The sequence below is a fragment of the Acidovorax sp. LjRoot194 genome, assembly GCF_964253015.1.
In the GTDB taxonomy this organism is placed as follows: domain Bacteria; phylum Pseudomonadota; class Gammaproteobacteria; order Burkholderiales; family Burkholderiaceae_C; genus Acidovorax.
On the sequence record NZ_CAXUQB020000001.1, the window covers coordinates 2,433,485 to 2,458,941 of the forward strand.

General features: G+C 67.6%; 18 protein-coding genes. 7 read left to right on the plus strand and 11 right to left on the minus strand.

Annotated features, from left to right (window positions below; translation table 11 throughout):
* Positions 1–4 precede the first annotated feature (4 nt).
* Positions 5–1,519: a tripartite tricarboxylate transporter permease gene (locus ACSQ3N_RS10950; RefSeq protein WP_056168239.1), complete on the plus strand. Its 1,515-nt coding sequence runs from the start codon at positions 5–7 to the stop codon at positions 1,517–1,519.
* Between the two features lie 186 nt (positions 1,520–1,705).
* Here the strand turns inward: ACSQ3N_RS10950 and ACSQ3N_RS10955 are convergent, their stop codons facing one another.
* Positions 1,706–4,057 (minus strand): helicase C-terminal domain-containing protein, encoded by a 2,352-nt coding sequence (locus ACSQ3N_RS10955; protein WP_436146245.1) that lies wholly within the window; start codon positions 4,055–4,057, stop codon positions 1,706–1,708.
* Entirely contained in the window at positions 4,054–5,070 is a 1,017-nt protein-coding gene (locus ACSQ3N_RS10960) for a hypothetical protein (RefSeq protein ID WP_235507377.1), read from the minus strand. The genes ACSQ3N_RS10955 and ACSQ3N_RS10960 overlap by 4 nt, the downstream gene beginning before the upstream one ends.
* A gap of 495 nt (positions 5,071–5,565) precedes the next feature.
* Between ACSQ3N_RS10960 and ACSQ3N_RS10965 the strand changes: the two genes are divergently transcribed.
* The 6 genes from ACSQ3N_RS10965 (at position 5,566) to ACSQ3N_RS10990 (ending at position 14,683) form a co-directional block, all read left to right on the plus strand.
* A complete protein-coding gene (locus ACSQ3N_RS10965) occupies positions 5,566–7,092 on the plus strand; it encodes a methyl-accepting chemotaxis protein (RefSeq protein ID WP_436146246.1) in 1,527 nt (508 codons plus the stop codon).
* A 440-nt stretch (positions 7,093–7,532) separates the two neighbouring features.
* Positions 7,533–8,381, plus strand: a complete 849-nt coding sequence (locus tag ACSQ3N_RS10970; RefSeq protein WP_436147943.1) for a hypothetical protein — start codon at positions 7,533–7,535, stop codon at positions 8,379–8,381.
* A gap of 624 nt (positions 8,382–9,005) precedes the next feature.
* The gene (locus tag ACSQ3N_RS10975; RefSeq protein WP_436146247.1) at positions 9,006–9,683 is read left to right on the plus strand and encodes a TetR/AcrR family transcriptional regulator; all 678 of its coding nucleotides are present in this window, start codon (positions 9,006–9,008) and stop codon (positions 9,681–9,683) included.
* 99 nt (positions 9,684–9,782) lie between these two features.
* On the plus strand, positions 9,783–10,997 hold the full coding sequence (locus tag ACSQ3N_RS10980; RefSeq protein WP_436146248.1) for an efflux RND transporter periplasmic adaptor subunit: 1,215 nt from the start codon (positions 9,783–9,785) through the stop codon (positions 10,995–10,997).
* Between the two features lie 50 nt (positions 10,998–11,047).
* Positions 11,048–13,051: a MacB family efflux pump subunit gene (locus ACSQ3N_RS10985; RefSeq protein ID WP_436146249.1), complete on the plus strand. Its 2,004-nt coding sequence runs from the start codon at positions 11,048–11,050 to the stop codon at positions 13,049–13,051.
* Positions 13,052–13,276: 225 nt separating this feature from the next.
* On the plus strand, positions 13,277–14,683 hold the full coding sequence (locus tag ACSQ3N_RS10990) for an efflux transporter outer membrane subunit (RefSeq protein ID WP_436146250.1): 1,407 nt from the start codon (positions 13,277–13,279) through the stop codon (positions 14,681–14,683).
* A 138-nt stretch (positions 14,684–14,821) separates the two neighbouring features.
* Here the strand turns inward: ACSQ3N_RS10990 and dgoD are convergent, their stop codons facing one another.
* The 9 genes from dgoD to mmsB all read right to left on the minus strand — a co-directional run bounded on the left by dgoD (position 14,822) and on the right by mmsB (position 25,456).
* Positions 14,822–15,970 (minus strand): galactonate dehydratase, encoded by a 1,149-nt coding sequence (dgoD, locus tag ACSQ3N_RS10995; RefSeq protein ID WP_436146251.1) that lies wholly within the window; start codon positions 15,968–15,970, stop codon positions 14,822–14,824.
* 72 nt (positions 15,971–16,042) lie between these two features.
* Entirely contained in the window at positions 16,043–16,729 is a 687-nt protein-coding gene (locus tag ACSQ3N_RS11000; protein WP_056421291.1) for a 2-dehydro-3-deoxy-6-phosphogalactonate aldolase, read from the minus strand.
* Positions 16,726–17,775, minus strand: coding sequence for a 2-dehydro-3-deoxygalactonokinase (locus tag ACSQ3N_RS11005; RefSeq protein ID WP_436146252.1), 1,050 nt, complete (start codon positions 17,773–17,775; stop codon positions 16,726–16,728). Before ACSQ3N_RS11005 ends, ACSQ3N_RS11000 begins: the two co-directional genes overlap by 4 nt.
* Before the next feature lie 7 nt (positions 17,776–17,782).
* Entirely contained in the window at positions 17,783–18,721 is a 939-nt protein-coding gene (locus tag ACSQ3N_RS11010) for a dihydrodipicolinate synthase family protein (protein ID WP_436146253.1), read from the minus strand.
* Between the two features lie 109 nt (positions 18,722–18,830).
* On the minus strand, positions 18,831–20,564 hold the full coding sequence (locus ACSQ3N_RS11015) for an IlvD/Edd family dehydratase (protein ID WP_436146254.1): 1,734 nt from the start codon (positions 20,562–20,564) through the stop codon (positions 18,831–18,833).
* 36 nt (positions 20,565–20,600) lie between these two features.
* Complete coding sequence (gene yjfF / locus ACSQ3N_RS11020; RefSeq protein WP_436146255.1) at positions 20,601–21,641, minus strand: galactofuranose ABC transporter, permease protein YjfF; 1,041 nt, start codon at positions 21,639–21,641, stop codon at positions 20,601–20,603.
* Positions 21,638–22,690: an ABC transporter permease gene (locus tag ACSQ3N_RS11025; RefSeq protein ID WP_436146256.1), complete on the minus strand. Its 1,053-nt coding sequence runs from the start codon at positions 22,688–22,690 to the stop codon at positions 21,638–21,640. Before ACSQ3N_RS11025 ends, yjfF begins: the two co-directional genes overlap by 4 nt.
* The gene (locus ACSQ3N_RS11030; RefSeq protein ID WP_436146257.1) at positions 22,683–24,221 is read right to left on the minus strand and encodes a sugar ABC transporter ATP-binding protein; all 1,539 of its coding nucleotides are present in this window, start codon (positions 24,219–24,221) and stop codon (positions 22,683–22,685) included. Before ACSQ3N_RS11030 ends, ACSQ3N_RS11025 begins: the two co-directional genes overlap by 8 nt.
* Positions 24,222–24,226: 5 nt before the next feature.
* On the minus strand, positions 24,227–25,456 hold the full coding sequence (gene mmsB, locus ACSQ3N_RS11035) for a multiple monosaccharide ABC transporter permease (protein WP_436146258.1): 1,230 nt from the start codon (positions 25,454–25,456) through the stop codon (positions 24,227–24,229).
* Position 25,457: the final 1 nt, after the last annotated feature.

The following is a 25,457-nucleotide window of genomic DNA, read 5'->3' on the forward strand; positions in this document are numbered from 1 at the left end:
CACCATGGAAGTCCTTCACAACCTCGCGTTCGGCTTCGGCCACGCGCTCACGCTGCAGAACCTGATGTTCTGCGCCCTCGGCTGCACCGTGGGCACCCTGGTGGGCCTGCTGCCGGGCCTCGGCCCGCTGGCCACCATCAGCCTGCTGCTGCCGCTGACCTATTCCATCGACACCACCGGCGCGCTCATCATGCTGGCCGGCATCTACTACGGTGCGCAGTACGGCGACAGCGTGAGCGCCATCACAATGAAGATCCCGCACGCCAGTTCCATCGTGGCGTGCATCGACGGGTACCAGATGACCTTGAAAGGCAAGACGGGCCTGGCACTGTTCACGGCGGGGGTGTCGAGCTTCATCGGCGGCACGGTGGCCATCCTGGTGCTGACCTTCCTCGCGCCCAGCCTGGGCGAGGTGGCCTTCCTGTTCGGCCCTGCGGACTACTGCGCGCTGATGCTGGTGGGCTTCGTGTGCGTGAGCTTCGTGACCACCGGCAGCCTGCTCAACGGCCTGGCCATGTGCATGGTGGGCGTGCTGCTGGGCTCGATCGGGACCGACGTGAACAGCGGCACGGCGCGCTTCACGCTGGACATGCCCTTCCTGGCCGACGGCGTGGGCATCGTGAGCATTGCGCTCGGGTGCTTCGGCATCGCCGAGATCACCAAGAACCTGGATGCGCGTGAAGAGCGCTCGCCCTTCAACGGCACGATCAAGCTCATCCCCACCTGGCCCGAATTCAAGCGCATCATCCCCAGCGCGCTGCGGGGCAGCGTGGTGGGCTCCATCCTGGGTATCCTGCCCGGCGGCGGCCCGACGATCGCCCAGTTCGCAGCCTACGCGCTCGACAAGAAGGTCAGCAAGTACAAGCACGAGATCGGCAACGGCTCCATCGAAGGCGTGGCCGGCCAGGCCGCTGCCGACGAGGCTGCCGCCCGCACCAGCTTCATCCCGCTGATGAGCATCGGCATCCCCGAGAACGCCGTCATGGCGCTGATGATGGCCGCGTTCATCATCAAGGGCATCCAGCCCGGCCCCAACATGATCGCCGGCCACCCCGAGCTGTTCTGGGGCCTGGTCGCCAGCATGTGGATCGGCAACTGCTTCCTGCTGATCCTGAACGTGCCGCTGGTGCGCTACTGGCTGTCGGTGTTCAAGATCCCGTACAACGTACTGTTCCCGGCCATTCTGTTCTTCTGCTGCATCGGCACGTACAGCATCAACAACAACCTGGACGACGTGTTCATCACCGTGGCCTTCGGTGCACTGGGCTACCTGTTCATGCGGCTCGAGATGGACCCGTCGCCGCTCATGCTGGGCTTCATCCTCGGCCCCATGCTGGAGGAGAACTTCCGCCGCTCCATGCTGCTGTCGCGCGGCAGCTTCGATGTGTTCGTCAACCGCCCCATCAGCGGCACGCTCATCGGCCTGATCGTGCTGTTCATCGCCTGGCAGACATTCGGCTTCTTCCGCCAGCGCGGAAAGGCCAAGGACCTGGAGGTGGTGGCACCGGCTGCGACCTGAGACCACCTGAAGAAACCACCTCAACGACCCGACAGATTGACTCTCTGTAAGCTGCCCCGGCAGCCTTGACAAGGCCGGTCACCCTGCGTGACCGGCCTTTTTTTTATCGCTGTGTCGCCCCAAGATGAAAAGCGGCCCCGTCGGGAGGCCGCGACCACACGAAGTGGGGAGCGTGGGGGTCATTTCTCACGCTTGCCACCACGTCGGCAGCAACGCCCGCACCTCGCTGCGCCCGAACCGGTCGTCCATCAGGTGCACCACGCCCTCGTCGCTGGGCGTGCGGATCACGCGGCCCGCCGCCTGCACCACCTTCTGCAGGCCGGGGTACAGGTAGGTGTAGTCATACCCGTCGCCGAACAGGGCCTGCATGCGCTGGCGGATCTGCTCATTGACCGGGTTGACCTGCGGCAGGCCCAGCGTGGCCAGGAAGGCGCCGATCAGCCGGCGCCCGGGCAGGTCGATGCCCTCGGCAAACGCGCCGCCCAGCACCGCGAACGCAATGCCTTCGCTGGTGTCGGTGAAGCGGTCCAGGAACTGCCGCTGCTCGGCCTCCAGCATGCGGCGCGACTGGCGCCAGTGCGGCAGGTGCGGGTGGTTGCGCTCGAACACATCGGCCACCTGCTGCAGATACTCGTAGCTACTGAAGAACGCCAGGTAGTTGCCCGGCCGCGCGGTGAACTGCCGCGCCATCAGGTCGGCAATGGGCGCCAGCGACGCATTGCGGTCCGGGTAGCGGGTGGAGATGTGGCGGGCCACCTGCACCTGCAGCTGCGCGCTGGCAAAAGGCGATTCCACATCCACCCACACATGCTGGTCGGGCAGGCCCAGCAGGTCGCCGTAGTAGCGCGCAGGCTGCAGCGTGGCCGAAAACAGCGTGCTGGTGTGCGCAGCCTGCAGGCGCGGCTGCAGGAAGGGCGCGGGCACCACGTTGCGGATGCACAGCGTGGAGCCGCCCGGCGCCGGTGCCTTGCCGGCTGTGCGCTGCGGGTGATGCGGGCGCTGCGTGGGCTGGTGGGGCTGGGTGATGTCCACCAGCGAATGCGTGTCCAGCAGCTCCGCCATGCGCACCAGGTGCAGCGCATCGAAGTAGAACGCCTGCAGCGCCGCATCGGGCTCGGCCGGGTGGTCGGCAAAGTGGTCCGACAGCGTGCTGCCGCACTGCTGCAGCGCGGCCAGCAGCTTGTCGGGGAAGGCATCGAAGACCGCGTAGTGGGCGCCAGCCGCGGTTTGTTCCTTGTCCAGCGCCACCCAGCAGCGGCGCACCTTGTCCAGCGCCTTTTTCACGGCGGGGTGGCGCGTGGCGGCGGGCGACTGGCGGGCCAGCGCCAGGCTGTCCGGGCGCAGCTCGGCCGTGTACATCTTGCGGCCGCGTTCCACCAGGTTGTGGGCCTCGTCCACCAGCAGCGCGGCGCGCCACTGGTTGGCCTGCGTCAGGCCATGCAGCAGGCCGCCCAGGTCGAAGTAGTAGTTGTAGTCGCCCACCACCACATCGGCCCAGCGCGCGAGTTCCTGGCTCAGGTAGTAGGGGCAGACCTGGTGGGCCAGCGCCACCTCGCGCACGCGGGCCTGCAGCAGCGGGGCCGGGCCCTGGCAGCCGCCTTCGGTGGCTGGGGCCACGGCGGCGGCGCGGGCCGCAGGCAGCCGGTCGTAAAAGCCCTGCGCCAGCGGGCACGACTCGCCGTGGCAGGCCTTGTCGGGGTGTTCGCAGGCCTTGTCGCGCGCCACCAGCTCCAGCACGCGCAGCGGCAGGCCCGGGGCGGTGGCGGCAGGTGGGGCCAGGCGCTCCAGCGCATCCAGCGCCATCTGCCGGCCGGAGGTCTTGGCCGCCAGAAAGAACACCTTGTCGATCTGCTGCCCCGGGATGGCCTTGAGCAGCGGGAACAGTGTGCCCATGGTCTTGCCGATGCCCGTGGGCGCCTGGGCCAGCAGGCAGCGGCCCGACGCGGCGGCCTTGTACACCGCCTCGGCCAGCGGGCGCTGCCCGGCGCGAAAGGTGCCGAACGGAAACGCCAGCGCACCCAGGGCCGCATCGCGCACCGCACGGTGCGCCACCTGGGCCTCGGCCCAGGCCAGGAACCGCTCGCACTGCGCCTCGAAGTGCTGCTGCAGGTCGGCCGCGGTGTGGCGGTCGGTGAACACGGTTTCCTTTTGCGTGCCGATGTCGAAGTACACCAGCGCCAGGTCGATGTGGCTCCAGCCCTCCTGTTGGCACAGCAGCCAGCCGTAGATGCGCGCCTGCGCCCAGTGCAGCGCGCGGTGCGATGCGGGTTGCCGGTCCAGGCGGCCCTTGAAGGTCTTGACCTCGTCCAGGCGCTGCTGCGCCGCATCGACGCCATCGGCCCGGCCGCGCACGCGCAGCGTCTTGTACTGGCCCGCCAATGCCACTTCGGCGCGGTAGCCAGCGCCCCGGCGCGTGGCCACGGTGGCATGGCCCGCGATGCCCTCCAGCGCCGTGGGCGCCGGGGTGAAGCGCAGGTCCAGGTCGCCCTGCTTGGCGGTGAACTCGCACAGCTCGCGCACCGCCACGGTGTAGGTCATGGCGGGGGCTCGGCGCAGGGTAGGGCGGGGAGGTCGCCGGCCAGCGTGTCGCCGGTGGCCGAGGCGTCGTTGGCCGATGCATCGTTGGCGGGCACCGCGGTCTGCCCTGCCGCATGCCCCGCCGTCTGCTCCGCAGCTTCTGCGGCCTCGCCCAGGTGGGCCTGTGCCAGCTCGGCCTCGCTGCGCATCGGCGTGGCCTTGCACAGCGCCATCCACACCGCGAAGGGCAGGGTGCAGCTGGCATGCCGCGCGGGCCGCAGCAGCTCGAACCGGCTGTGCGCGCCATCGTCCAGCTTGCCGTGCAGCACCCAGATACCGAAGTGCTCCGGGATCTCCTCCGGCTGGGCGATGCCTGCCGGGAACACGTAGTAGCACTCCTCGCACAGCCACTGGTAGGCCTGGCGCTTGGCGTCGTGCCGCAGGTCCGACAGCAGGTCGGCCCGGCTCGCTTTGACCTCGTGCACCATGGGCTGCAGGTAGGCCGGCACGGACGTGTTGCGCACCGAAAACAGGTCGGGCCGCGCCATGCGCCACACGTTGGCGGCGGCGCGGGCTGCGGGCGAATCGGTGTCCTCGTTCCACAGCGGGGTGCTGCGGCCGTGGCCGATGGGTGCGGGGGCGGTCGGCAGGGCGGCGTCCGCCGCGGGGAGCGTCTGCGGCGCCGGCCCGTCCACCACCGCGCGCAGTGACAGCTCGCGCCACACGATGCGCCCCGCCGCCAGCAGGTGCTCGGCGAACCTGGCGGCCAGCCGGTCGTGCGTGCTCAGCGCCCGCACGCTGCGCTGGCGTGCCACGGCCAGCGTGCGGATGCCCTCGTCGGTGAGCCGCAGGGACTCGAACCCCTCGGGCGACACCTGCAGCATCACCAACTGCGCGGCCAGCAGGTCGATCTCCAGCGCGTCCTTGCACGGCCACCCCGCCGAACGCCAGATTTGCATGAGGCGCGTGCGGTGAAAGCGGGTGAGCTGGATGGCGGGCGCAGGGGCCGATGCGGGGGAGGGCAGAGCCGTCATGGGGTGGTGGGGTCGGCAGGCTGGGTACTGATTTTAATCACAGTGCCTTGCAGATGCCCAACGCGGGGTCGCGATCATGCGGCGGGCGAGGGGTTTTGGGATGTTTTTGGGCCCTACCGCGCACTGCATGCGCGGTAGCTGCTATCAAAAATGGAGCATCCTGAAACAAGGGCTGGGGGTGTTCCGAATTGCTTCTCCATCGCAGTCTGTATCCGTCGAAGGTATTAACACTGATAATCATTGAAAGCGAAAAGAAAGATTAATGAAATATGAATGAAAGCTTGGAAAGGGGTTAATACCGATTTGCCAGCAGGCAGCTATCTCGTGTACATTGTGATACATGCTCAAGTCCATCTATTGATTTTCTGATGTATGGATTTTGAGTTTTTGAAAATACCAATCTATTCCAGATGATTGAAATTCTCTGGTTTACGAAATTGATTATCTGCCTCTTGGCTGTCCGTCTGCCCAATATCCTTCGTCATCATCATTATTATGAAAATCAAAACCAGAATACTGTGGCTGTGCGCGGCCACTCTGGCCGGCATGATCGCGCTGTCTGCCGTGGCGCTGAACACGCTTTACCAGTCGATGATGAACGAGCGCAAAGCCCAGTTGGCCAACCTGGTCACGCTCGCCCAGGCCGCCGCCCAGAAGTCCTACGAAAAGGAAAAGAGCGGCGCCCTGTCTCGCGAAGACGCCATCAAGGAGGCCTCGCTCGTGATCAGCGCCTTTGTGCACAAGGACAAATATTTCTTTGTGCGCGGCTACTCACACGACCTGTCCTTCATTCACCCCAATCCCAAGCGGGTGGGCGCCCTGAGTGACAAGGGCCATAAAGAATCGGGCGAGCGGTTTCGCGTTTCCATGCAGGGGCGCACCGTGGGCTTCGTCGTTCAGTCCGGCACCCGCCCGGGGGTGAAGGAGCCCGTCGACAAGCTCTACGCCGTGATCCGGTTCGAACCCTGGGACTGGATCATCGGCTTTGGCGACTATGTGGACGACATCGAGGACGCATTCTGGCGCAACGCGGCCATCCTGCTGTCCATCGGCGCGGTGCTGATGCTCGTCGTGGCCATCATGGCCTGGCAGATGCTGCGCACCCTGGTGCGCCAGCTGGGCGGCGAGCCGCAGTACGCGGCCGACGTGGTCACCCAGATCGTACAGGGCAACCTGGCGGTCGACGTCAAAACCCTGCCCGGCGACACGTCGAGCATCCTGCACGCCATCCGTGCCATGCGCGACAACCTGGCCCGCCTTGTGACCCAGGTGCGCGACAGCACCGACTCGATCAACACCGCATCGGACGAAATCGCGGCGGGCAATGGCGATTTGTCGGGCCGCACCGAGTCGCAGGCCAGTGCCCTGCAAGAAACGGCAGCGTCGATGGAGCAGCTGACGGCCACCGTGCAGCAGAACGCAGCCAACGCCCGCCGCGCCGACGAACTGGCGCGCGCCGCCTCGGCCACCGCCGTGCGCGGCGGCGACGTGGTGCAGCAGGTGGTGAGCACCATGGGCTCCATCGAGCAGTCCTCGCGCAAGATCGTGGACATCATCAGCGTCATCGACGGCATTGCGTTCCAGACCAACATCCTGGCGCTGAACGCGGCGGTAGAAGCCGCCCGTGCCGGCGAGCAGGGCCGCGGCTTTGCGGTGGTGGCCAGCGAAGTGCGCTCCCTGGCCCAGCGCAGCGCTGCAGCGGCCAAGGAGATCAAGGGCCTGATCGACGACTCCGTGGCCAAGGTGGGTGCAGGCACCCAGCTGGTGGAGCAGGCCGGCGCCACCATGCGCGAGGTGGTCGATGGCGTGAAGAACGTGACCACCATGGTGGCCGAGATCAGTTCGGCCAGCGCCGAGCAGAGTGCAGGCATCGCCCAGGTCAACCAGGCCGTGTCGCAGATGGACCAGGGCACGCAGCAGAACGCGGCGCTGGTGGAAGAGGCCCTGGCAGCAGCGCAGTCGCTCAGCCAGCAGGCCGTGGCGCTGTCGCAGACGGTGGGCCAGTTCCGCCTGGTGGCCTGATCGCCCTGGCCGTTGTTCAGGCACCTGGAACCGCAGCACGGACTGAGCGGCGGTTTGACCTCTCCAGGCGCAGAGCTATCTGCGGAATGAGGTCACCAGCCGTTGCGATTGAAGCGAAAAAAGCGCCGCGGTGGGATGAACTGTTGAATCCATTCAACAAGCGGTTGAATGCAGATGCGCGTCCCTAGAATCCGCCGCAACGCAGGCCGACCGACGCTGCAAGCCCCGCGCTGAGGAGCTGCCCAGGCGGGCCAAGGTGGACCCAAGCCCCAGCCAGCGCAGCCTCCGGCGCGGGCCAGCCCACAGCCGCCAGTCGAGCATCCGCGCCAACACCCATGACCACCGCATTGTTGCCAGCGCATCGCCGGCATGCCGCACAGCCAGCCTGCGCCCGGGCAACGGCTCAGATCGCAAGAACATCCACAAGGAACCCACCGTTGATGCACACCCCTGAACTCGCCGTGTTGGACCTGACCTCGCGCATCGGCGGATACGCACTCGCCCACCTGGGCGTGGCGGGTGCATCGGGTCACGGTGCCTGGGAGAGGCTGCCGCTTGGAGACGTCGCGGGCGCGCTGGAGATCAGCTGGTACCGCCCCGCTGCGGTGGCCGATCTGAAGAAGATGCCTGCGCAGCCCGACGCGCTGGCGATCCTGGTGGGGCCCGGCGGCTTCACCCTTCTGCCTGCCATTTTGGCGCTTGCTGCCGTGCGTTCCGCGCCTGCGGTCTGGTTCATTCTTCTACCCAATGCGGTGATGGAAGACATGGAGATCTCCAAGTTCCTGCGCACCCATGGGCGCGCTGGAGTGCACAAATACCAGTTGCCCAACAGCGACCCGCAGACGCTGTGGTTCGTGCTTATGGAGCAGTTGGGCAAGGTCCCGCGGGTCAATGATTATTTCAACGAAGACAGAAGGTCGGACGATATGAGTTCCAATTTGAAGAGTTCCATGGATGCCGCGATGACCATCGACGGCGCACAGGCGGTCGCCCTGGTCGACTACCGCAGCGGCATGTGCCTGGCCCAGGCCGGGGGCGGCATGAACCTGGACCTGGCAGCCGCCGGCAACACCCGGGTGGTGCAGGCCAAGCTCAAGACCATGGAGGCACTGGGCATCAAGCGCGGTATTGAAGACATCCTCATCACCCTGGCCGACCAGTACCACCTGATCCGCCTGGTGCCCAACAATGACGGGCTCTTCCTGTACCTGGTGCTGGACAAGGCCAAAGGCAATCTGGCCCTGGCCCGCTACAAGCTGACGGACATCGAGCGGTCGTTGAAAGTGTGAGACCGGGCTGGCACGCCCGGTCTCTGCGGACGCGTGGGCTGCACCAGCGTGCACTGCGTCGTCCGCGCGTCGTGCCGTACAGCCAGCGGAACGCTGGCTGCTCAGGCTGACGCGTGCACCTTGCGCTGATTGGCCAGCGAGGCCGGTTGTAGCGGGGGGCGTCCACCCGCTGGCTGATGAGACCCGAAGGTCGTTGTCTGCGGCCCGGGTCCAGAAGCGACTACGAAGCCCGTGCCCGCCCACGGCTGCAGGGTTTGATGACAGGGCGCCTTGAGCGCTTGCCATCCCGATCCTTCTCGCGCACCAGATCGACTTGGGGCGAAGAAACAAAATTGCCGGCAAGTACCGGACAGGTGCACGGGCAGCACCCTCGGGACCTCACTGGCCGATACCCGTGCTTATGACTGACGACCGCGAATATGCAGGTTGTCCCGCGTCGTATAGACCGGCGTGAAGAGGTCAATGAACGGCAGTTTCAGGGCCTTCCTGCCTGCGCACCCAACTCCGTACAGCCTATTCCCTCGTCTCCAGCGGTCGATCACACACTTTACGCTGCGTCCAGTTGAGTGGGTTAAATTTGGCATTTACTGCCAGTATGATGTCGGAAACTGACATTTTGTTGTTGTGATCCGCCGCATAGAAACCTCCCGCCTCACCGTTGCCCGTGCCGCTGCCCGCCTGTTTGCAGAGCAGGGCGTCAGCGCGACCAGTGGCAGCGACATCGCTGCGGCAGCCGGTATTTCAGAGCGCACGGTGTGGCGGTACTTTCGCAACAAGGAAAGTTGCGTCGCGCCCTTGTTCACGCAGATCTGGCAGCGCTTTTACCGGGAGCTGCGCGCCTGGCCGCTCGCTGAGCCGATCGAGGTGCACCTGGCCAACCAGTTTGCGCTCGACAAACATTCGCCAGAAGAGATCGCCGACATGGTGCTGGTGGTCCGGTTGATCGCCGCGCTGCCCGACGAGCCCGACCTGCGCTCCATCTGGCTGCACGCGTACCACGATGGCGAGGAAGAAATGGCGGCGCTGATCGGCGACCGGCTGGGGCGCTCCCACCATGATTTCGACGTGCGCCTGTGCGCCGCTGCCGTGATGGGTGCGGTGCGAACGGTGGACGAGACCATCAGCCGGGCGGCCGTGCGCGATGCACGGGCCTTCACCACCACGGAAGTAGTGGCGCAGATGTCCCGGGCCATCCGCGCCGTGAGCCACCTGCCGTTTTGCGACCCGGTGACGCCGCGGCCTTTTGGTGATGCTGCACCGCCACCGGCTGTAACCAAGGCGGCAAAACGCCAACGAAAGTAAACGCCCCACGCTAGTGCGGCTAGCGCTCCTCTTCTGCTGACCCAATCCCGACTGCGCTGCCTTGGCGCGCAACGCAACGCTCTCTACCCAACCACCACCATGGCCATTTCCAAGAAAAAACCCCTGCGCACCGGCATCATCGCGCTGGTGCTGCTCGCGGCAGCTGCTGCAGTCGTCAAGTGGCAGTTCTTCCCCGCCAAAGTGCCCAACAACTTCATCACCGCCACCGCCGCCACGGGCGATCTGGAGGACACGGTGCTGGCCAGCGGTACGCTGCAGGCCTTCAAGCAGGTGAGCGTGGGCGCGCAGGTGTCGGGGCAGATCAAGTCGCTGAAGGTGGCACTGGGCGACAACGTGAAGGCCGGGCAACTGGTGGCCGAGATCGACTCCATGACGCAGCAGAACACCGTGCGCAACTCCGAAGCAGCGCTGGCCACGGCGCAGGCCAACCTGCGCGCGCGCCAGGCATCGCTGTCGCAGGTGGAGCTGGCCTACAAGCGCCAGCAGCAGCTGCGCGCGGCCGACGCCGGCCCGCAGGCCGACCTGGAGGCGGCCGAGGCCACGTACCGCACCACGCTGGCCGACATCGATGCCCTGAAGGCCCAGATGCAGCAGGCCGCCATCGCGGCCGACACGGCCAAGGTCAATCTGGGCTACACACGCATCGTCGCGCCCATCGACGGCCAGGTGGTGGCGGTGGTCACGCAGGAGGGGCAGACCGTCAACGCCAACCAGGCCGCGCCCACCATCATCAAGCTGGCCAAGGTGGACACCATGACCGTGAAGGCCCAGATCTCCGAGGCCGACGTGACCCGCGTCAAACCCGGGCAGAAGGTGTACTTCACCATCCTGGGCGAGCCCGACCAGCGCTACCAGGCCACGCTGCGCGCGGTAGAGCCCGCGCCCGATTCCATCGCCAACGAGTCGTCGCTCTCCAGCACGGCCACCAGCAGCAATGCCACGGCCACCGCCATCTACTACAACGGCTTGTTCGACGCGCCCAACCCCGATGGCAAGCTGCGCATCTCCATGACGGCGCAGGTCTACATCGTGCGGGCCGAGGCCAAGGGCGTGGTCACCATCCCGTCGGCCGCGCTGGGTGCGCGCAACGCCGACGGCACCACCACCGTGCGCGTGGTGGACGCCGAGGGCAATGCCGCGCCCCGGCAGGTGAAGATCGGCCTGAACAACAACGTCAACGCCCAGGTCACCGAGGGCCTGGCTGCCGGTGACAAGGTGGTGCTGGGCGACGGCGCCACCGCACCATCGGCGACCAACCCGGGCCGCATGCGCGGCGGCCCGCCACGGCAGTGAGTGGGGCGATGCAGGCCATGCAAGGCAAGGCACACGAGCCCGGCGGGGCGGTGACAAACACAACTGCAGCAACCGCAGCAACTACAGCGGCAGTGCAGCCGCTGCTGGACCTGCGCGGCGTCACGCGCGAGTTCCCGGCCGGCGACCAGGTGCTGGCGGTGCTCAAGGACGTGCACCTGACCATCCACGCCGGTGAGATGGTGGCCATCGTCGGGCAGTCGGGCTCGGGCAAGTCCACGCTGATGAACATCCTGGGCTGCCTGGACACGCCCACCCGCGGCAGCTACCGCGTGGAGGGGCGCGAGACCGGGCAGCTGGCGCCCGACGAACTGGCCGAGCTGCGGCGCGAGCACTTCGGCTTCATCTTCCAGCGCTACCACCTGCTGTCGGACCTCACGGCCCAGGGCAATGTGGAAGTGCCCGCCGTGTACGCGGGCCGCACGCGTGCGCAGCGGCGCGAACGCTCGGCCGCGCTGCTGGCGCGCCTGGGCCTGGCCGACCGCATGCACCACACGCCGGGCAAGCTGTCGGGCGGGCAGCAGCAGCGCGTGTCCATCGCCCGCGCGTTGATGAACGGCGGCCGTGTGATCCTGGCCGACGAGCCCACCGGCGCGCTGGACACGCACTCCGGCGCAGAGGTGATGAAGATCCTGGCAGAACTGCATGCCGAGGGCCATACCATCATCATCGTCACGCACGACATGGGCGTGGCCGCGCACGCGCAGCGCGTGATCGAGATCCGCGACGGCGCCATCGTGGGCGACACGCGGCGCGCAGATGCGACCGCACCCGGCACCGGTGCCACACGCCCCGCCAGCCGCGCGCCTACGGGGCTCTTTGCGCGCCTGTCGGCCTTTGGCGACCGGTTTCGCGAGGCCTTCCACATGGCCCTGCTGGCCATGAACGCGCACCGGCTGCGCACCTTTTTGACCATGCTGGGCATCGTGATCGGCATCGCCTCGGTGGTGTCGGTGGTGGCGCTGGGCGCGGGCACGCAAAAGAAGGTGCTGGCCGACATCAGCGCCATCGGCACCAACACCATCGAGGTGTTCTCGGGCTCGGGCTTTGGTGACGTGCGCTCGGCCGCGGTGCGCACCCTGGTACCGGCCGATGCCGACGCCCTGGCCGCCCAGCCGTATGTGGACAGCGTCACGCCCAACCTCAACGCCGCAGCGCGGCTGCGCTGGCGAAACGTGGAGCTGACCGGCACCGTCAACGGCGTGGGCGAGCAGTACTTCCGCGTCAAGGCGGTGAAGATCGCGCAGGGCACGGTGTTCGACGCCAGCGCGGTGCAGGGGCGCCAGCAGGTCGCGGTGATCGACGACAACACCCGCGCCAAGCTCTTCCCCAACACACCCAACCCGGTGGGCGAGGTGGTGCTGCTGGGCAGCGTGCCGGTGCGGGTGATCGGCGTGGCCGCCAAGAGCGAGAACGCCTTTGGCAACAGCGAGGCGCTGAATGTCTGGGTGCCCTACACCACGGCCATGGGCCGCATCGTGGGGCAAAACTACCTGCGCAGCATCACCGTGCGCGTGGCCGACACCGCGCCCATGGCCGCTGCGGAGCAGGGCATCAACCAGTTGCTCAAGTCGCGCCATGGTCGCGAGGACTTCTACGTGCTCAACACCGACAGCATCCGCCAGACCATCGAGACCACCACGCAGACGCTGACCTTGCTGGTCGCATCCATCGCCGTCATCTCGCTCATGGTGGGGGGCATCGGGGTGATGAACATCATGCTCGTCTCCGTGACCGAGCGCACCCGAGAGATCGGTGTGCGCATGGCCGTGGGCGCGCGCCAGGGCGACATCCAGCAGCAGTTCCTCATCGAGGCGGTGCTGGTGTGCCTGCTGGGCGGTGGCCTGGGCATCGCCATCGCGCTGGGCTTGGGCGCGCTGATCACCAGCGTGGCGCCGGTGGTGCCGCTGGCGTTCTCGGTGAGCTCCATGGTGTGGGCGTTCGCCTGCTCCACGCTGATCGGCGTGGTCTTCGGCTTTTTGCCGGCGCGCAGCGCGGCGCGGCTCAACCCCATCGATGCGCTCGCACGGGACTAGATGAAGCACCCCCTGAGGCGCTTTGCGCCTTCCCCCTCTCTCGACTCGCTGTGCGAGTCGGGAGGGGGACGCCCCCAGCGCGGCGGGGCGGCCCTTGCGCGGGGGCGCTGGCATTGGGCGCGCCAGTTTCGAGCGTCGTGGGTGGCGCATGGCGCAGTGAGCACCTAATACCTGAATACCTGAATACCTGAATAGATGATGAACATGAAGGACCGGCTGCAAGTGATGACCATCAAAAAATCTTCCTTCGCCCTGGTTCCCCTGGCGCTGGCTTTGCTGGCTGGCTGCTCCGGCACGCGCACGGCCTACCAGGCGCCCGGTGTCAACGTGCCTGCCGCTTGGGAGCAGCAGCAGGCCACCATATTCGCCCAGCTGCCCGACCAGTGGTGGCGCCAGTTCGATGACCCCGCGCTGAGCCAGGTGGTCGAATCCGCTCTGGCGCGCAACAACGACCTGGCTGCCGCCGCACTGCGCGTGCGCCAGGCGCAGTTGCAGGCGGGTATCACCGCCGCAGGGCTGGGCCCGATAGTGGCGGGGCGCCTGTCCAGCGGTGCGTCGCGCCGGCTGGACGGGGGCGGCAACTCCACGGTGCGCAGCAGCGGCGCATCGCTGTCGGCCAGCTACGAGGTGGACCTGTGGGGCCGGGTGGCCAGCACGCGCGATGCGGCCGAGTGGGCCGCCCGCGCCACTGCCGAGGACCGCGAGGCCGCCGCCCAGGCCCTGGCCGGCACGTCGGCGGGGCTGTACTGGCAACTGGCCTATCTGAACCAGCGTGTGGCCAGCGGTGGCGACAGCCTGGCCTATGCCCAGCGCACGCAGGAGCTGGTGCGCTCACAGTACGACGCGGGCTCGGTATCGGCCCTGGAACTGCGCGAGGCCGAGCAGACCGTGGCCAGCCAGCGCGCCGCCCTGGCCCAGCTGGAGCAGCAGCGTGTGGAAACCCGCAACGCCATCGCTGTGCTGATGAACGCGCCCCCCGGCGCCGCCACCCTGGCCGAGGTGCTGCCCACTGAGCCACAGCGCCTGCCTGAAGCCGCGTTGCCCCCGGTAGCCGCTGGTGCGCCCGCCGAGCTGCTGTCCCGCCGCCCCGACCTGCGCGCCGCCGAGGCCCGTCTGCGCAATGTGCTGGCCAGCGGCGACGCCACGCGCGCCAGCTACTACCCGGCGCTCAGCCTGACGGGGGACCTGGGTACGTCCAGCACCTCACTGCTGCGCCTGCTCTCCAACCCCGTGGCCACCCTGGGTGCGGGGCTGAGTCTGCCTTTTTTGCGCGCGCAAGAAATGAAGCTGTCGGGCCAACTGGCGGCCGCGCAGTACGAGGAGGCGGTCACCAACTTTCGCCAGACTCTGTACACCGCGTTGGCCGATGTGGAGAACGCCCTGTCGGCCCGCACCCAGCTGCTGCGCCAGGGTGAACAACTGACCCTGCAATTGACGGCCGCCCGCGAGGCCGAACGCTTGTACGAGGTGCGCTACCGCGCCGGTGCCACGGGTCTGCGCACCTGGCTGGACGCGCAGCAACGACGCCGCACGGCAGAGCTGGCGGTGCAGGAGAACCAGCTGGCCCAGCTCAATGCGCTGGCCACGCTGTACCGGGTGCTGGGGGGCGCGGTGGTGCCAGAGGGACGCTGAGGATGCATGCGGCAGCGCCGCGGATGGCCGCTATGGCGCTGTAGGTCCGCCACGCTGTCAATCAACGGGGTTTCTGACGCAGGGAGGGGCTGATGTCGGGCACTGTGTCATCTCCACAGGGCTTCCAAACGCACGCATTCACCACTCCGCAAAACTCCCATCCTTGTGCCGCCACACCGGATTGCGCCACCGGTGTCCTTGCTGCGCACGCTCCCTCACGTACTCTTCGTTCACCTCGATGCCCAACCCCGGCCCGTTCGGTATGGCCACCATCCCGTCCTCGTACGCAAACACTTCCGGGTTGGACACATAGTCCATCAGGTCGTTGTCCTGGTTGTAGTGAATGCCCAGGCTTTGCTCCTGGATGAAGGCGTTGTAGCAAACGGCGTCCAGCTGCAGGTTGGCGGCCAGGGCGATGGGGCCCAGGGGGCAGTGCAGGGCCAGGGCCACGTCGTAGGCCTCGGCCATGGTGGCGATCTTGCGGGTTTCGGTGATGCCGCCGGAGTGTGACGGGTCGGGCTGGATGATGTCGGCATACCCCCCCTTCAGCACGCGCTTGAAGTCCCAGCGGGAGTACAGGCGCTCTCCCAGGGCGATGGGGGTGGATGAGATGCGGGCGATCTCTTTCAGCGCCTCTTCGTGCTCGCTGAGCACGGGTTCTTCGATGAACATCAGGCGGTAGGGCTCCAGCTCCTTGATCAGCACCTTGGCCATGGGGCGGTGCACGCGACCATGAAAGTCCACGCCGATGCCCACGTTGGGGCCCACGGCCTCGCGCACCGCGGCCACGTTCTGCAGGCAGCGCTCCACCTTGTCGTAGGTGTCCACAAACTGCATTTCTTCGGTGCCGTTCATCTTCACCGCGGTGAAGCCGCGGGCCACGGCGTCCCGGGCCTGCTGGGCGGTCTCGCTGGGGCGGTCGCCGCCGATCCAGCTGTACACCCGGATGCGATCGCGCACATTGCCGCCCAGCAGTTCGGACACGGGCACGCCCAGGGCCTTGCCCTTGATGTCCCACAGCGCCTGGTCGATGCCGGCCAGGGCGCTCATGTGCACGCCGCCACCCCGGTAGAAGCCGCCGCGGTACAGCACCGTCCAGTGGTCTTCGATGTGGCGCGGGTCCTTGCCGATGAGGTAGTCGCCCAGCTCTTCGACCGCGGCGGCCACGGTTTGCGCGCGGCCTTCCAGGATGGGCTCGCCCCAGCCGACGATGCCTTCATCGGTTTCGATTTTCAGAAAGCACCAGCGCGGGGGCACCAGGAATGTGGTCAGTCGGGTGATCTTCATGGGAGGGCGGATGGAAAGGAAGCCGTGGGAATGCGGATGCGGGTGATGAGCGGCAACGCAGCAATAGGACGTCTAGGCAGCCGGGCCCGTGGCGGCATTGGGGTGCGCACCGTGTGCCGGGCTGTAGGCGTCCTGCCACGCGGTGACGAACGCAACGGCCTTGGCGGCCACGTCGCCTGCGCTGTCGCCCGGGCGGTACAGGGCGGAGCCCAGGCCGAAGCCGCTGGCCCCGGCCGCTGCGTAGGTGGCGATGCTCTCGGGCACGATGCCGCCCACCGGCACCAGCGCCATGGGCGGGGTGATGACCGCGCGCCAGGCTTTGAGCACATGCGGCGGCAAGGCCTCGGCCGGAAAGAGCTTGAGCATGTTGGCGCCCGCGGCCAGCGCTGCATAGGCCTCGGTCAGCGTGGCCACGCCGGGTGCGCAGGCCATGCCGGCCGCGCGGGCGGTGCGGATCACCGCGGGGTCGCTGTGGGGCATGACGATGATCTGCCCGCCCGCGGCGGCCACATCGGCGCAGGCCTCGGGCGTGAGCACCGTGCCGGCGCCCACCAGGCAGTCGGCGGGCAGCGCATTGCGCAGGGCGCGGATGCTGGCCAGGGGCTGGGGAGAGTTCAGCGGCACCTCGATGATGCGAAACCCCGCGTCGTACAGCACGTGGCCGATGGCCACCACCTCGTGCGGCTGCACGCCGCGCAGGATGGCGATCAGGCCACAGGCCTGCATGGTGCTGAACAGGTTCTTGTCGATGGGGTTCATGCGGCTTGGCTCCTGGGGAATGGGGTGGGCTCTGCGCCCAGGGTTGTCGTCAACCCGGCAGCGATAGCGATCTGCCACAGGCCCGTGACGGTGGCCTGCGCAGCGATGGTGGGCTGTGTAAATCCATAGGCCTGCAGGGCGATGGCGTAGCGGCGGCACAGGTCGGCCTCGCCGCACAGCACCAGCGGGATGGGGGCGGCGCCAGTGGGCGGGTGCAGGCGCGCCAGGCTGGCGATCTCGTGCCCGATGAGGATGCCCGACAGGTAGTCCGCCTGCGCCGCGGCGGGCAACGCGCCCGTCAGGCCCAGCGTGCGGGTGCTGAAGATGTGCGACAGCAGGCCCAGCGCCGCATCGCTGCCGCGCGCCACCTGCAGGCCCTGCGCAAAGGCGGCGTCGTCAGGCGCGGCCGGTGCCTGCATCGTCTTGCCCAGGATGGTGTGCCCGCGCAGTGCGGCAAACACTTCGCCGGTCATGAAGGTGTGGAACCCCTGGATGCTGCGCCGCGCGCCGTCGCCCTGCGCCACCACCCACTTGCTGTGCGTGCCCGGCAGGCCGACCAGCACGGGGCCTGGGCTGGCGACGGATGTGTCGGCCAAGACACCCAGCACCTGCGTTTCCTCACCGCGCATCACGTTGGGCAGGCCGGTGCGCTGCAGCAGCCCGGGCACGATGTGCAGGGGGGTGCCGCTGCCACGCTGCACCACGGTCAGCCCGCGCGCCAGGTCGTCCAGCGAGGTGGGGGCGTCCAGGTATTTGGCTTCGCGCCAGCCCTGCGCACTGCCCACCATGCCGCAGGCCAACACGGGCACGGAGGGCAGGATGGCCAGCCAGTCGCCGCAGGCGTCCTGCAAGGCGCGCTCGAAGGCCGCACCGGGCTCAGCATCGGCCTGGCCCGAGGGTGCCGGGGGCAGGTTCATGATGCCCCAGGGGCGGTTGCGTTGCTCCAGCACCTGCCCGTGGGCACCCAGGCGAAAGGCGCGCAGCGAGCTGGTGCCCCAGTCCAGGGCCACCAGGCGGGTGTCCGAGAGGTTGGCGGTATCTGCCATGGTGTACTTATTTGCCCCAGCGCAGCACCAGCGGGTCCAGCCGGCGCGCGATGTCGATCAGGCCCCGGCGCACTTCGGTGTGCATGGCCGGGAAGGGGTGGCGGCCCGCTTCGCAGGCGATCACGCCGCCTTCCTTCATCAGCGCCTTGGCGGTCAGGATGCCGCCCTGGCGGTTTTCGTGGTTGATGAGCGGCAGCCAGCGCTGGTATAGCGCGAACGCCTGGTCCATGTCGCCCTGGCGGTGGGCTTCGATGATGGGGCGGATGCCGTCGGGGAAGGCGCCGCCCGTCATCGCGCCGGTGGCGCCCGCATCCAGGTCGGCCAGCAGGGTGATGGCCTCTTCGCCGTCCCACGGGCCTTCGATGGCGGCGCCGCCCAGGCGGATCAGCTCGCGCAGCTTGCTGGCGGCGCCGGGCACCTCGATCTTGAAGTAGGCCAGGTTCTCGATCTCCTGCGCCATGCGGGCGAGGAACGGGGCCGACAGCACGGTGCCGCTGGCGGGCGCGTCCTGCACCATGATCGGGATGCTGATCGCATCGGACACGCGGGCATAGAACTCGTAGATCTGCGCCTCGGGCACGCGGAAGGTGGCGCCGTGGTAGGGCGGCATGATCATCACCATGGCGGCGCCCATGTCCTGCGCGGCGCGGCTGCGCTCGGCGCACACGCGGGTGCCGTAGTGGGTGGTGGTGACGATGACCGGCACGCGTCCGGCCACATGCTCCAGCGAGACACGGGTGAGTGTCTCGCGCTCGGCGTCGGACAGCGAGAACTGCTCGGAGAAGTTGGCCAGGATGCAGACGCCGTCCACGCCGGCGTCGATCATGAAGTCGAGGCAGCGCTTCTGACTCTCGATGTCCAGGGTGCCGTCTTCATGGAACGTGGTGGGCACTACGGGGAAGATCCCGCGGTAGCGTGGGCTCTGCAGGGAAGGCGTGGCTGGCATGGCGGAGGATGGGTGAAAATTTGAATGAAATACGGCTCTGGCGCTTATCTGGAAAGCGCTAAAAGCTATGAAATATGTAGCGCGTCCTGTAGCGGATGGGCCATTGGTATCAGTGCGAGTGGCGAGGGACGGCAGAGCCGCGGCAGCCGACCAGGAAGTCGAAGTCGCAGCCGTCGTCGGCCTGCAGTACGTGGTCCACATACAGGCGCTGGTAGCCACCGCGCCCGCCCATGTCGGTGCTGGCCAATGCGGCCAGGCGCGCGGCCAGTTCCTCGTCGCTGATATCGAGGTGCAGGCGGCCTTGTTCGCAGTCCAGCTCGATGAAATCGCCATCGCGCACGGCGGCCAGCGGGCCACCCGCGGCGGCCTCGGGCGCCACATGCAGCACCACGGTGCCGTACGCCGTGCCGCTCATGCGTGCGTCGGAGATGCGCACCATGTCCTTGACGCCCTGGCGCAGCAGCTTGGGCGGCAGGCCCATGTTGCCCACCTCGGCCATGCCGGGGTAGCCCTTGGGGCCGCAGTTCTTCATCACCATCACGCAGCTGGCATCGATGTCCAGGTCCTCATCGACGATGCGCTCCTTGTAGTGCTCCAGGTTCTCGAACACCACGGCGCGGCCGCGGTGCTTGAGCAGCTCGGGCGATGCGGCGGAGGGTTTCAGCACCGCGCCACGCGGCGACAGGTTGCCGCGCAGGATGCAGATGCCGCCGTCGGCGATCAGCGGGTTGTCGATCGTGCGGATGACCTCGTCGTTGTATTGGGGCGCCTCGCGCACGTTGTCCCACAGTGTCTTGCCGTTGACGGTCAGTGCGTCGGGGTGGGGCAGCAGGTTGTTCTCGCCCAGTCTGCGCAGCACCGCGGGCAGACCGCCGGCGTAGTAGAACTCTTCCATCAGGAAGCGGCCCGAGGGCTGCAGGTCCACCAGCGTGGGTGTGCCGCGGCCGATGCGCGTCCAGTCCTCCAGGTCCAGCTGCACGCCAATACGGCCCGCGATGGCCTTCAGGTGGATCACCGCGTTGGTCGAGCCGCCGATGGCCGCGTTGGTGCGGATCGCGTTCTCGAACGCTTCGCGCGTCAGGATCTTGGAAAGCGTGAGCCCTTCGTGCGCCATCTCCACGATGCGGCGGCCCGACATGTGGGCCAGCACGTAGCGGCGCGAGTCCACCGCGGGTATGGCCGCGTTGTGCGGCAGCGATGTGCCCAGCGATTCGGCCATGCAGGCCATGGTGCTGGCCGTGCCCATGGTGTTGCAGGTGCCGGCGGAGCGGGACATGCCGGCCTCGGCCGCGAAGAACTGGTGCTCGTTGATCTCGCCGGCCTTCAGGGATTCGTGCAGGCGCCACACGGCCGTGCCCGAGCCGATGTCCTTGCCGTCGAGCTTGCCGTTGAGCATGGGCCCGCCCGTGACCACGATGGCCGGCACGTCGCAGCTGGCCGCGCCCATCAGCAGCGCGGGCGTGGTCTTGTCGCAGCCCACCAGCAGCACCACCGCGTCGATGGGGTTGCCGCGAATGGCTTCTTCCACGTCCATGCTGGCCAGGTTGCGCGTGAGCATGGCCGTGGGGCGCAGGTTGGATTCGCCGTTGGAGAACACCGGGAACTCGACCGGAAAGCCGCCCGCCTCGTAGATGCCACGCTTGACGTGCTCGGCGATCTTGCGAAAGTGCGCGTTGCAGGGCGTGAGCTCGGACCAGGTGTTGCAGATGCCGATGATCGGCCGGCCGTCGAACTCATGGTCCGGAATGCCCTGGTTCTTCATCCAGCTGCGGTACATGAAGCCGTTCTTGTCGGCTGTGCCGAACCATTCGGCGGAGCGGAGTTTGCGCGGGGTGGTGGTCATTGTGTTGGCGGGTCAGAGAGAAGATGAGGAAGAAGGTCAGGAGCGCTTGGCAGCGCGGCGCGTGAGCAGGCGCTGCAGCAGGCAGAAGACGAACAGCAGCACGCCGACGACGATGCGCGTCCACCACGAGCTGAGCGTGCCGTCGAACGAGATCAGTGTCTGGATGATTCCGAGCATCAGCACGCCGAACAGCGTGCCCACCACATAGCCGACGCCGCCGGTGAGCAGCGTGCCGCCGATCACCACGGCGGCGATGGCGTCGAGCTCCATGCCCACGGCGTGCAGGCCGTAGCCCGACAGCATGTAGAACGTGAACACCACGCCCGCCAGCGCCGAGCAAAAGCCCGAGAGCGTGTACACCCCGATCAGCGTGGCGCGCACGGGCAGGCCCATCAGCACGGCGGAGTTCTCGCTGCCGCCCACGGCATACACCGCGCGGCCGAACGGCGTGCAGTGCGCGACGAACAGCGCCGCCAGCAGCAATGCGATGGCAATCAGCGCGCCCAGCGACAGCGACGCACCCTCCCACAGCGGCAGGCGCCACTGCGAGATCTCGGAATACGCCTCGTGCGTGATGCTGATCGAGTCGATGCTGATGAGGTAGCACAGCCCCCGCGCGAGGAACATGCCCGCCAGCGTCACGATGAAAGGCTGCAGCCGAAACCGCTCGATGAGAAAGCCCATGAACGCGCCGAACAGCGTGCCCATCAGCAGCACCACCGGAACGGCCACCAGCGGGCTCCAGCCCTTGTGCTCCACCAGGGCGGCCAGCACCATGGTGGTCAGCGCCACCACCGAGCCCACCGACAGGTCGATGCCGCCCGACAGGATGACGAACGTCATGCCCACCGCCACGATGATGAGGAAGGCGTTGTCGATCAGCAGGTTGAGGAACACCTGGGCCGAGAAGAACCCGGTGTACATCACCGATCCCAGCGTGGCCATGGCCACGAAGAGCGAGATGGTGGCGGCCAGCGGCAGGTACTTGGGGTTGAGCCGCGAGCGTGTGCCGGCGGCCTGGGGCGCGGATGAGGAGGCCACGGTGCTCAAGCCTGCAGTCTTCGGAACGGCGCTCATGACAGGGCCCCCGCGCCTGGTCGGCGTGCGATGGCGCCGACCTGCGCGCGAAACTCGGGCGACTGCAGCAGCATCACGATGAACACCACCACGGCCTTGACCACCAGGTTGACCTCGGGCGGCACGCCCAGCGAGTAGATGGCATAGGTCAGCGTCTGGATGATGAGCGCGCCGATCACGCTGCCCACCAGGCTGAATCGCCCGCCGGTCAGGGCGGTGCCGCCCAGCGTCACCGCCAGGATGGCATCGAGCTCCAGCAGCTGGCCGGCGTTGTTGCCGTCGGCGCTCTTCACGTTGGAGCTGATCAACAGGCCCGCGATGCCCGCGCACACGCCGCAGAAGACGTAGGCGGCCACGGTCAGGCGGCCCGCCTGCACGCCCGCCACCCGCGCCGCCGTGGGGTTGATGCCCACCGCCTGCACGAACAGGCCCAACGCCGTGCGCGTGACGGCCAGGTACAGCACGGCAAACACGGCTGCCACGATGAACAGCGAGAACGGCAGCCCGGCCAGGTACCCGCCGCCGATGAAGAAGTAGGGCGTGTAGTAGATGGTGATGATCTGCCCGTCGGTGATCAGCTGGGCGATGCCCCGGCCCGCCACCATGAGGATCAGCGTGGCGATGATGGGCTGCATGCCCACGCGCGCCACGAGCACGCCGTTCCACAGCCCGCAGAGCAGGGCCACGCCAATGGCGCCCAGGATGGCCACGGGCAGCGGAAAGCGGCTCTCGGTGCCCGACACCGAACCGCCGATCATCCAGGCCGCCACGGCGGCGGCAATGGCCACCACCGCACCCACCGAGATGTCGATGCCGCGCGTGGCAATGACCATCGTCATGCCCAGCGACACCAGCACCAGCGGCGCCGCGCGGTTGAGGATGTCGATCAGGCTGCCGTACAGGTGCCCGTCGCGCCACTCGATGCGCAGAAAGCTGGCGTTGAAGGCCGTGTTGACGGCCAGCAACAGCAGCAGCGTGATGATGGGCCAGGCCAGGCGGTGGCGCAGCAGCCTGCTGACAAGAGAGGGGGTGTTGCGTTCTTCAAGCATGTTGTTCAGCGGCGATCAGTTCGTAGACGGCGTCTTCGGTGCTGCCAGCGGGCAACTCGCCGACCTTGCGGCGGTCGCGCAGCACCACGATGCGGTGGGCCACGCGCACCACCTCGCTCATCTCGGACGAGATGAACAGCACGGCCATGCCGGCCTGCGCCAGGCGCAGGATCTGGTCCATGATTTCCTGCTTGGCCGCCACGTCGATGCCGCGGGTGGGCTCGTCCAGGATCAACAGGCGCGGCTCAATGGCCATCCAGCGCGCGAGGATGGCCTTTTGCTGGTTGCCGCCCGACAGCAGGCCGATGGGGGTGTCCACGCTCGCGGTCTTGATGCCGAGCAGCTGCACATAGCGGTCGGCAATGGCCGTCTGCTCGGCACGCGAGAGGAACTTGCCCACGCCCATGCGCGCCTGCAGCGCCAGGGCGATGTTCTCGCGCACCGACAGCTCGGCCACGATGCCGTCGGTCTTGCGCTCTTCGGGGCACAGGGCGAGGCCCTGGCGGATGGCATCCATGGGGTTGGAAAAGCTCACCGCCTTGCCGTCGATGCGCAGCATGCCGCGGTCGGGCTGCTCCAGCCCGAACAGCAGGCGTGCTAGCTCGGTGCGGCCCGCGCCCAGCAGGCCCGCCAGACCCACCACTTCGCCCGCGCGGATCTGCAGGTCCAGCGGCTGCAACTGGCCGGTCTGCCCCAGGCCTTCGGTCTGCAGCAGCGCGGTATCCGACGCATTCGCCACGGGCGGTGGCGATGTCTGCGCGGCCTGCGCAGCCAGGTCGCGGCCCAGCATGGCGGCGATCAAGGCTTGGGGGCCCAGGTCGTTGACGGCCCATTCGCCCACCCAGGTGCCGTTGCGCAGCACGGTGATGCGGTCCGACACGGCATACACCTGGTTCAGGAAGTGCGTCACGAACACGATGGACAGGCCCTCGCTACGCAGCCGGCGCAGCACCTCGAAGAGCTTTTGCACCTCGTCGTCGTCCAGGCTGGAGGTGGGCTCGTCCAGGATGAGCACGCGCGCTTCGATGCTCAGCGCGCGCGCAATGGCGACCAGCTGCTGCACGGCCACGGGGTAGTCCGACAGCAGGCGCGTCACGTCGATGTTCAGCCCAATGCGCGCCACCAGCTCGCGCGAGCGCTGGTGCATCTGCGCCCAGTCGATGCGAAAGCCCTGCGCGATGCCGCAGCGCGGGTAGCGGCCCGCAAAGATGTTCTCGGCCACCGAGAGGTTGGGGCAGAGGTTGACCTCCTGGTATACGGTGCTGATGCCCAGGCGCTGCGCGGCCAGCGGCGAGTCTGGCCACACCGCGTCGGCCCCCAGCCGCATCTGCCCGCCGCTGGGCTTGATCACGCCCGTCAGCACCTTGATGAGCGTGGACTTGCCCGCACCGTTCTGCCCCATCAACGCATGGATCTCGCCGGGGTACAGGCGCAACTGCACATCGCGCAGCACGGGGATGCCCGCGAACTGCTTGTGGATGCCCGTGAGTTCGAGCACGGGGGCAGGGATGTGAGCGGTGACCGCGTCCATGGGGCTCAAGCCTTGTTCTTGTTGTAGACGTCGACCAAGACCGCAGCGAGCAGGACCACGCCCTTGATGACCTGCTGGTAGTCGATGCCGATGCCCAGGATGGACATGCCGTTGTTCATCACGCCCATCACGAAAGCGCCGATCACCGCGCCCATCACCTTGCCCACACCGCCCGAGGCAGACGCACCGCCGATGAAGCAGGCCGCGATCACATCCAGCTCGAAGCCGAGGCCCGCCTTGGGTGTGGCGGTGTTGAGCCGCGCGGCGAACACCAGGCCCGCCAGCGCCGCCAGCACGCCCATGTTGACGAAGGCGTAGAACGACAGCCGTTCGGTCTTGATGCCCGAGAGCTTGGCCGCCTTTTCGTTGCCGCCCATGGCGTAGATGCGCCGGCCGATGGTGGTGCGGCTGGTGATGAAGTCGAACAGCACGATCAGCAGCGCCATCACGATGAGCACATTGGGCAGGCCCTTGTACGAGGCCAGCAGGTAGCTAAAGTAGATGAGCAGTGCGGCAAACACCGCGGTGCGCGCCAGGAAGAACGCGGTGGGCTCCACATGCACGCCGTGGCGCAGCCGGTTGGCCCGGGCGCGCAGGCCTGCGACCACCAGGGCGGCAGCCACCGCCACGCCCAGCAGCAGCGATGTGAGCTTGATGCCCTCCATGCTAAACAGGTCGGGCATGAAGCCCGAGCTCAGCATCTGGAACGCTTCCGGAAACGGGCCCACCGACTGCCCGGCCAGCAGCGCCAGCGCCAGGCCCTTGAACACCAGCATGCCCGCCAGCGTGACGATGAACGACGGGATCCGCGAGAACGCCACGAACCAGCCCTGCATCGCACCGATGAGGCCGCCGCAGGCCAGGCAGGCCAGCGTGGCGGGCACGAAGTGCCACTGGTACTGCACCATCAGCACCGCAGCCAGCGCGCCGATGAAGCCGCACACGGAGCCCACCGACAAATCGATGTGCCCCGCCACGATCACCAGCAGCATGCCCAGCGCCATGATGACGATGTAGCTGTTTTGCAGCACCAGGTTGGTGAGGTTGAGCGGCTGCATCAGCGTGCCGTCCGTCATGTACTGGAAGAAGCCCATGATGGCGACCAGCGTGATCAACATGCCGTACTCGCGCAGGTTGTGCTTGGCGTGGTCCAGCAGCGAACGGGTGGGGCGCGCGGGCGCACCCGGTGCAGGCGCGGCCGAGGCCGTGGGGGAGGGATTGGTCATCTGGCTCATG

What these genes read in the sequence shown, in the direction of transcription:
- ACSQ3N_RS10950 (WP_056168239.1), top strand. Translation starts at nt 5, where the DNA reads ATGGAAGTCCTTCACAACCTCGCGTTCGGCTTCGGCCACGCGCTCACG.
- ACSQ3N_RS10955 (WP_436146245.1), bottom strand. Translation starts at nt 4,057, where the DNA reads ATGACCTACACCGTGGCGGTGCGCGAGCTGTGCGAGTTCACCGCCAAG.
- ACSQ3N_RS10960 (WP_235507377.1), bottom strand. Translation starts at nt 5,070, where the DNA reads ATGACGGCTCTGCCCTCCCCCGCATCGGCCCCTGCGCCCGCCATCCAG.
- ACSQ3N_RS10965 (WP_436146246.1), top strand. Translation starts at nt 5,566, where the DNA reads ATGAAAATCAAAACCAGAATACTGTGGCTGTGCGCGGCCACTCTGGCC.
- ACSQ3N_RS10970 (WP_436147943.1), top strand. Translation starts at nt 7,533, where the DNA reads ATGCACACCCCTGAACTCGCCGTGTTGGACCTGACCTCGCGCATCGGC.
- ACSQ3N_RS10980 (WP_436146248.1), top strand. Translation starts at nt 9,783, where the DNA reads ATGGCCATTTCCAAGAAAAAACCCCTGCGCACCGGCATCATCGCGCTG.
- ACSQ3N_RS10990 (WP_436146250.1), top strand. Translation starts at nt 13,277, where the DNA reads ATGACCATCAAAAAATCTTCCTTCGCCCTGGTTCCCCTGGCGCTGGCT.
- dgoD (WP_436146251.1), bottom strand. Translation starts at nt 15,970, where the DNA reads ATGAAGATCACCCGACTGACCACATTCCTGGTGCCCCCGCGCTGGTGC.
- ACSQ3N_RS11000 (WP_056421291.1), bottom strand. Translation starts at nt 16,729, where the DNA reads ATGAACCCCATCGACAAGAACCTGTTCAGCACCATGCAGGCCTGTGGC.
- ACSQ3N_RS11005 (WP_436146252.1), bottom strand. Translation starts at nt 17,775, where the DNA reads ATGGCAGATACCGCCAACCTCTCGGACACCCGCCTGGTGGCCCTGGAC.
- ACSQ3N_RS11010 (WP_436146253.1), bottom strand. Translation starts at nt 18,721, where the DNA reads ATGCCAGCCACGCCTTCCCTGCAGAGCCCACGCTACCGCGGGATCTTC.
- ACSQ3N_RS11015 (WP_436146254.1), bottom strand. Translation starts at nt 20,564, where the DNA reads ATGACCACCACCCCGCGCAAACTCCGCTCCGCCGAATGGTTCGGCACA.
- yjfF (WP_436146255.1), bottom strand. Translation starts at nt 21,641, where the DNA reads ATGAGCGCCGTTCCGAAGACTGCAGGCTTGAGCACCGTGGCCTCCTCA.
- ACSQ3N_RS11025 (WP_436146256.1), bottom strand. Translation starts at nt 22,690, where the DNA reads ATGCTTGAAGAACGCAACACCCCCTCTCTTGTCAGCAGGCTGCTGCGC.
- ACSQ3N_RS11030 (WP_436146257.1), bottom strand. Translation starts at nt 24,221, where the DNA reads ATGGACGCGGTCACCGCTCACATCCCTGCCCCCGTGCTCGAACTCACG.
- mmsB (WP_436146258.1), bottom strand. Translation starts at nt 25,456, where the DNA reads ATGAGCCAGATGACCAATCCCTCCCCCACGGCCTCGGCCGCGCCTGCA.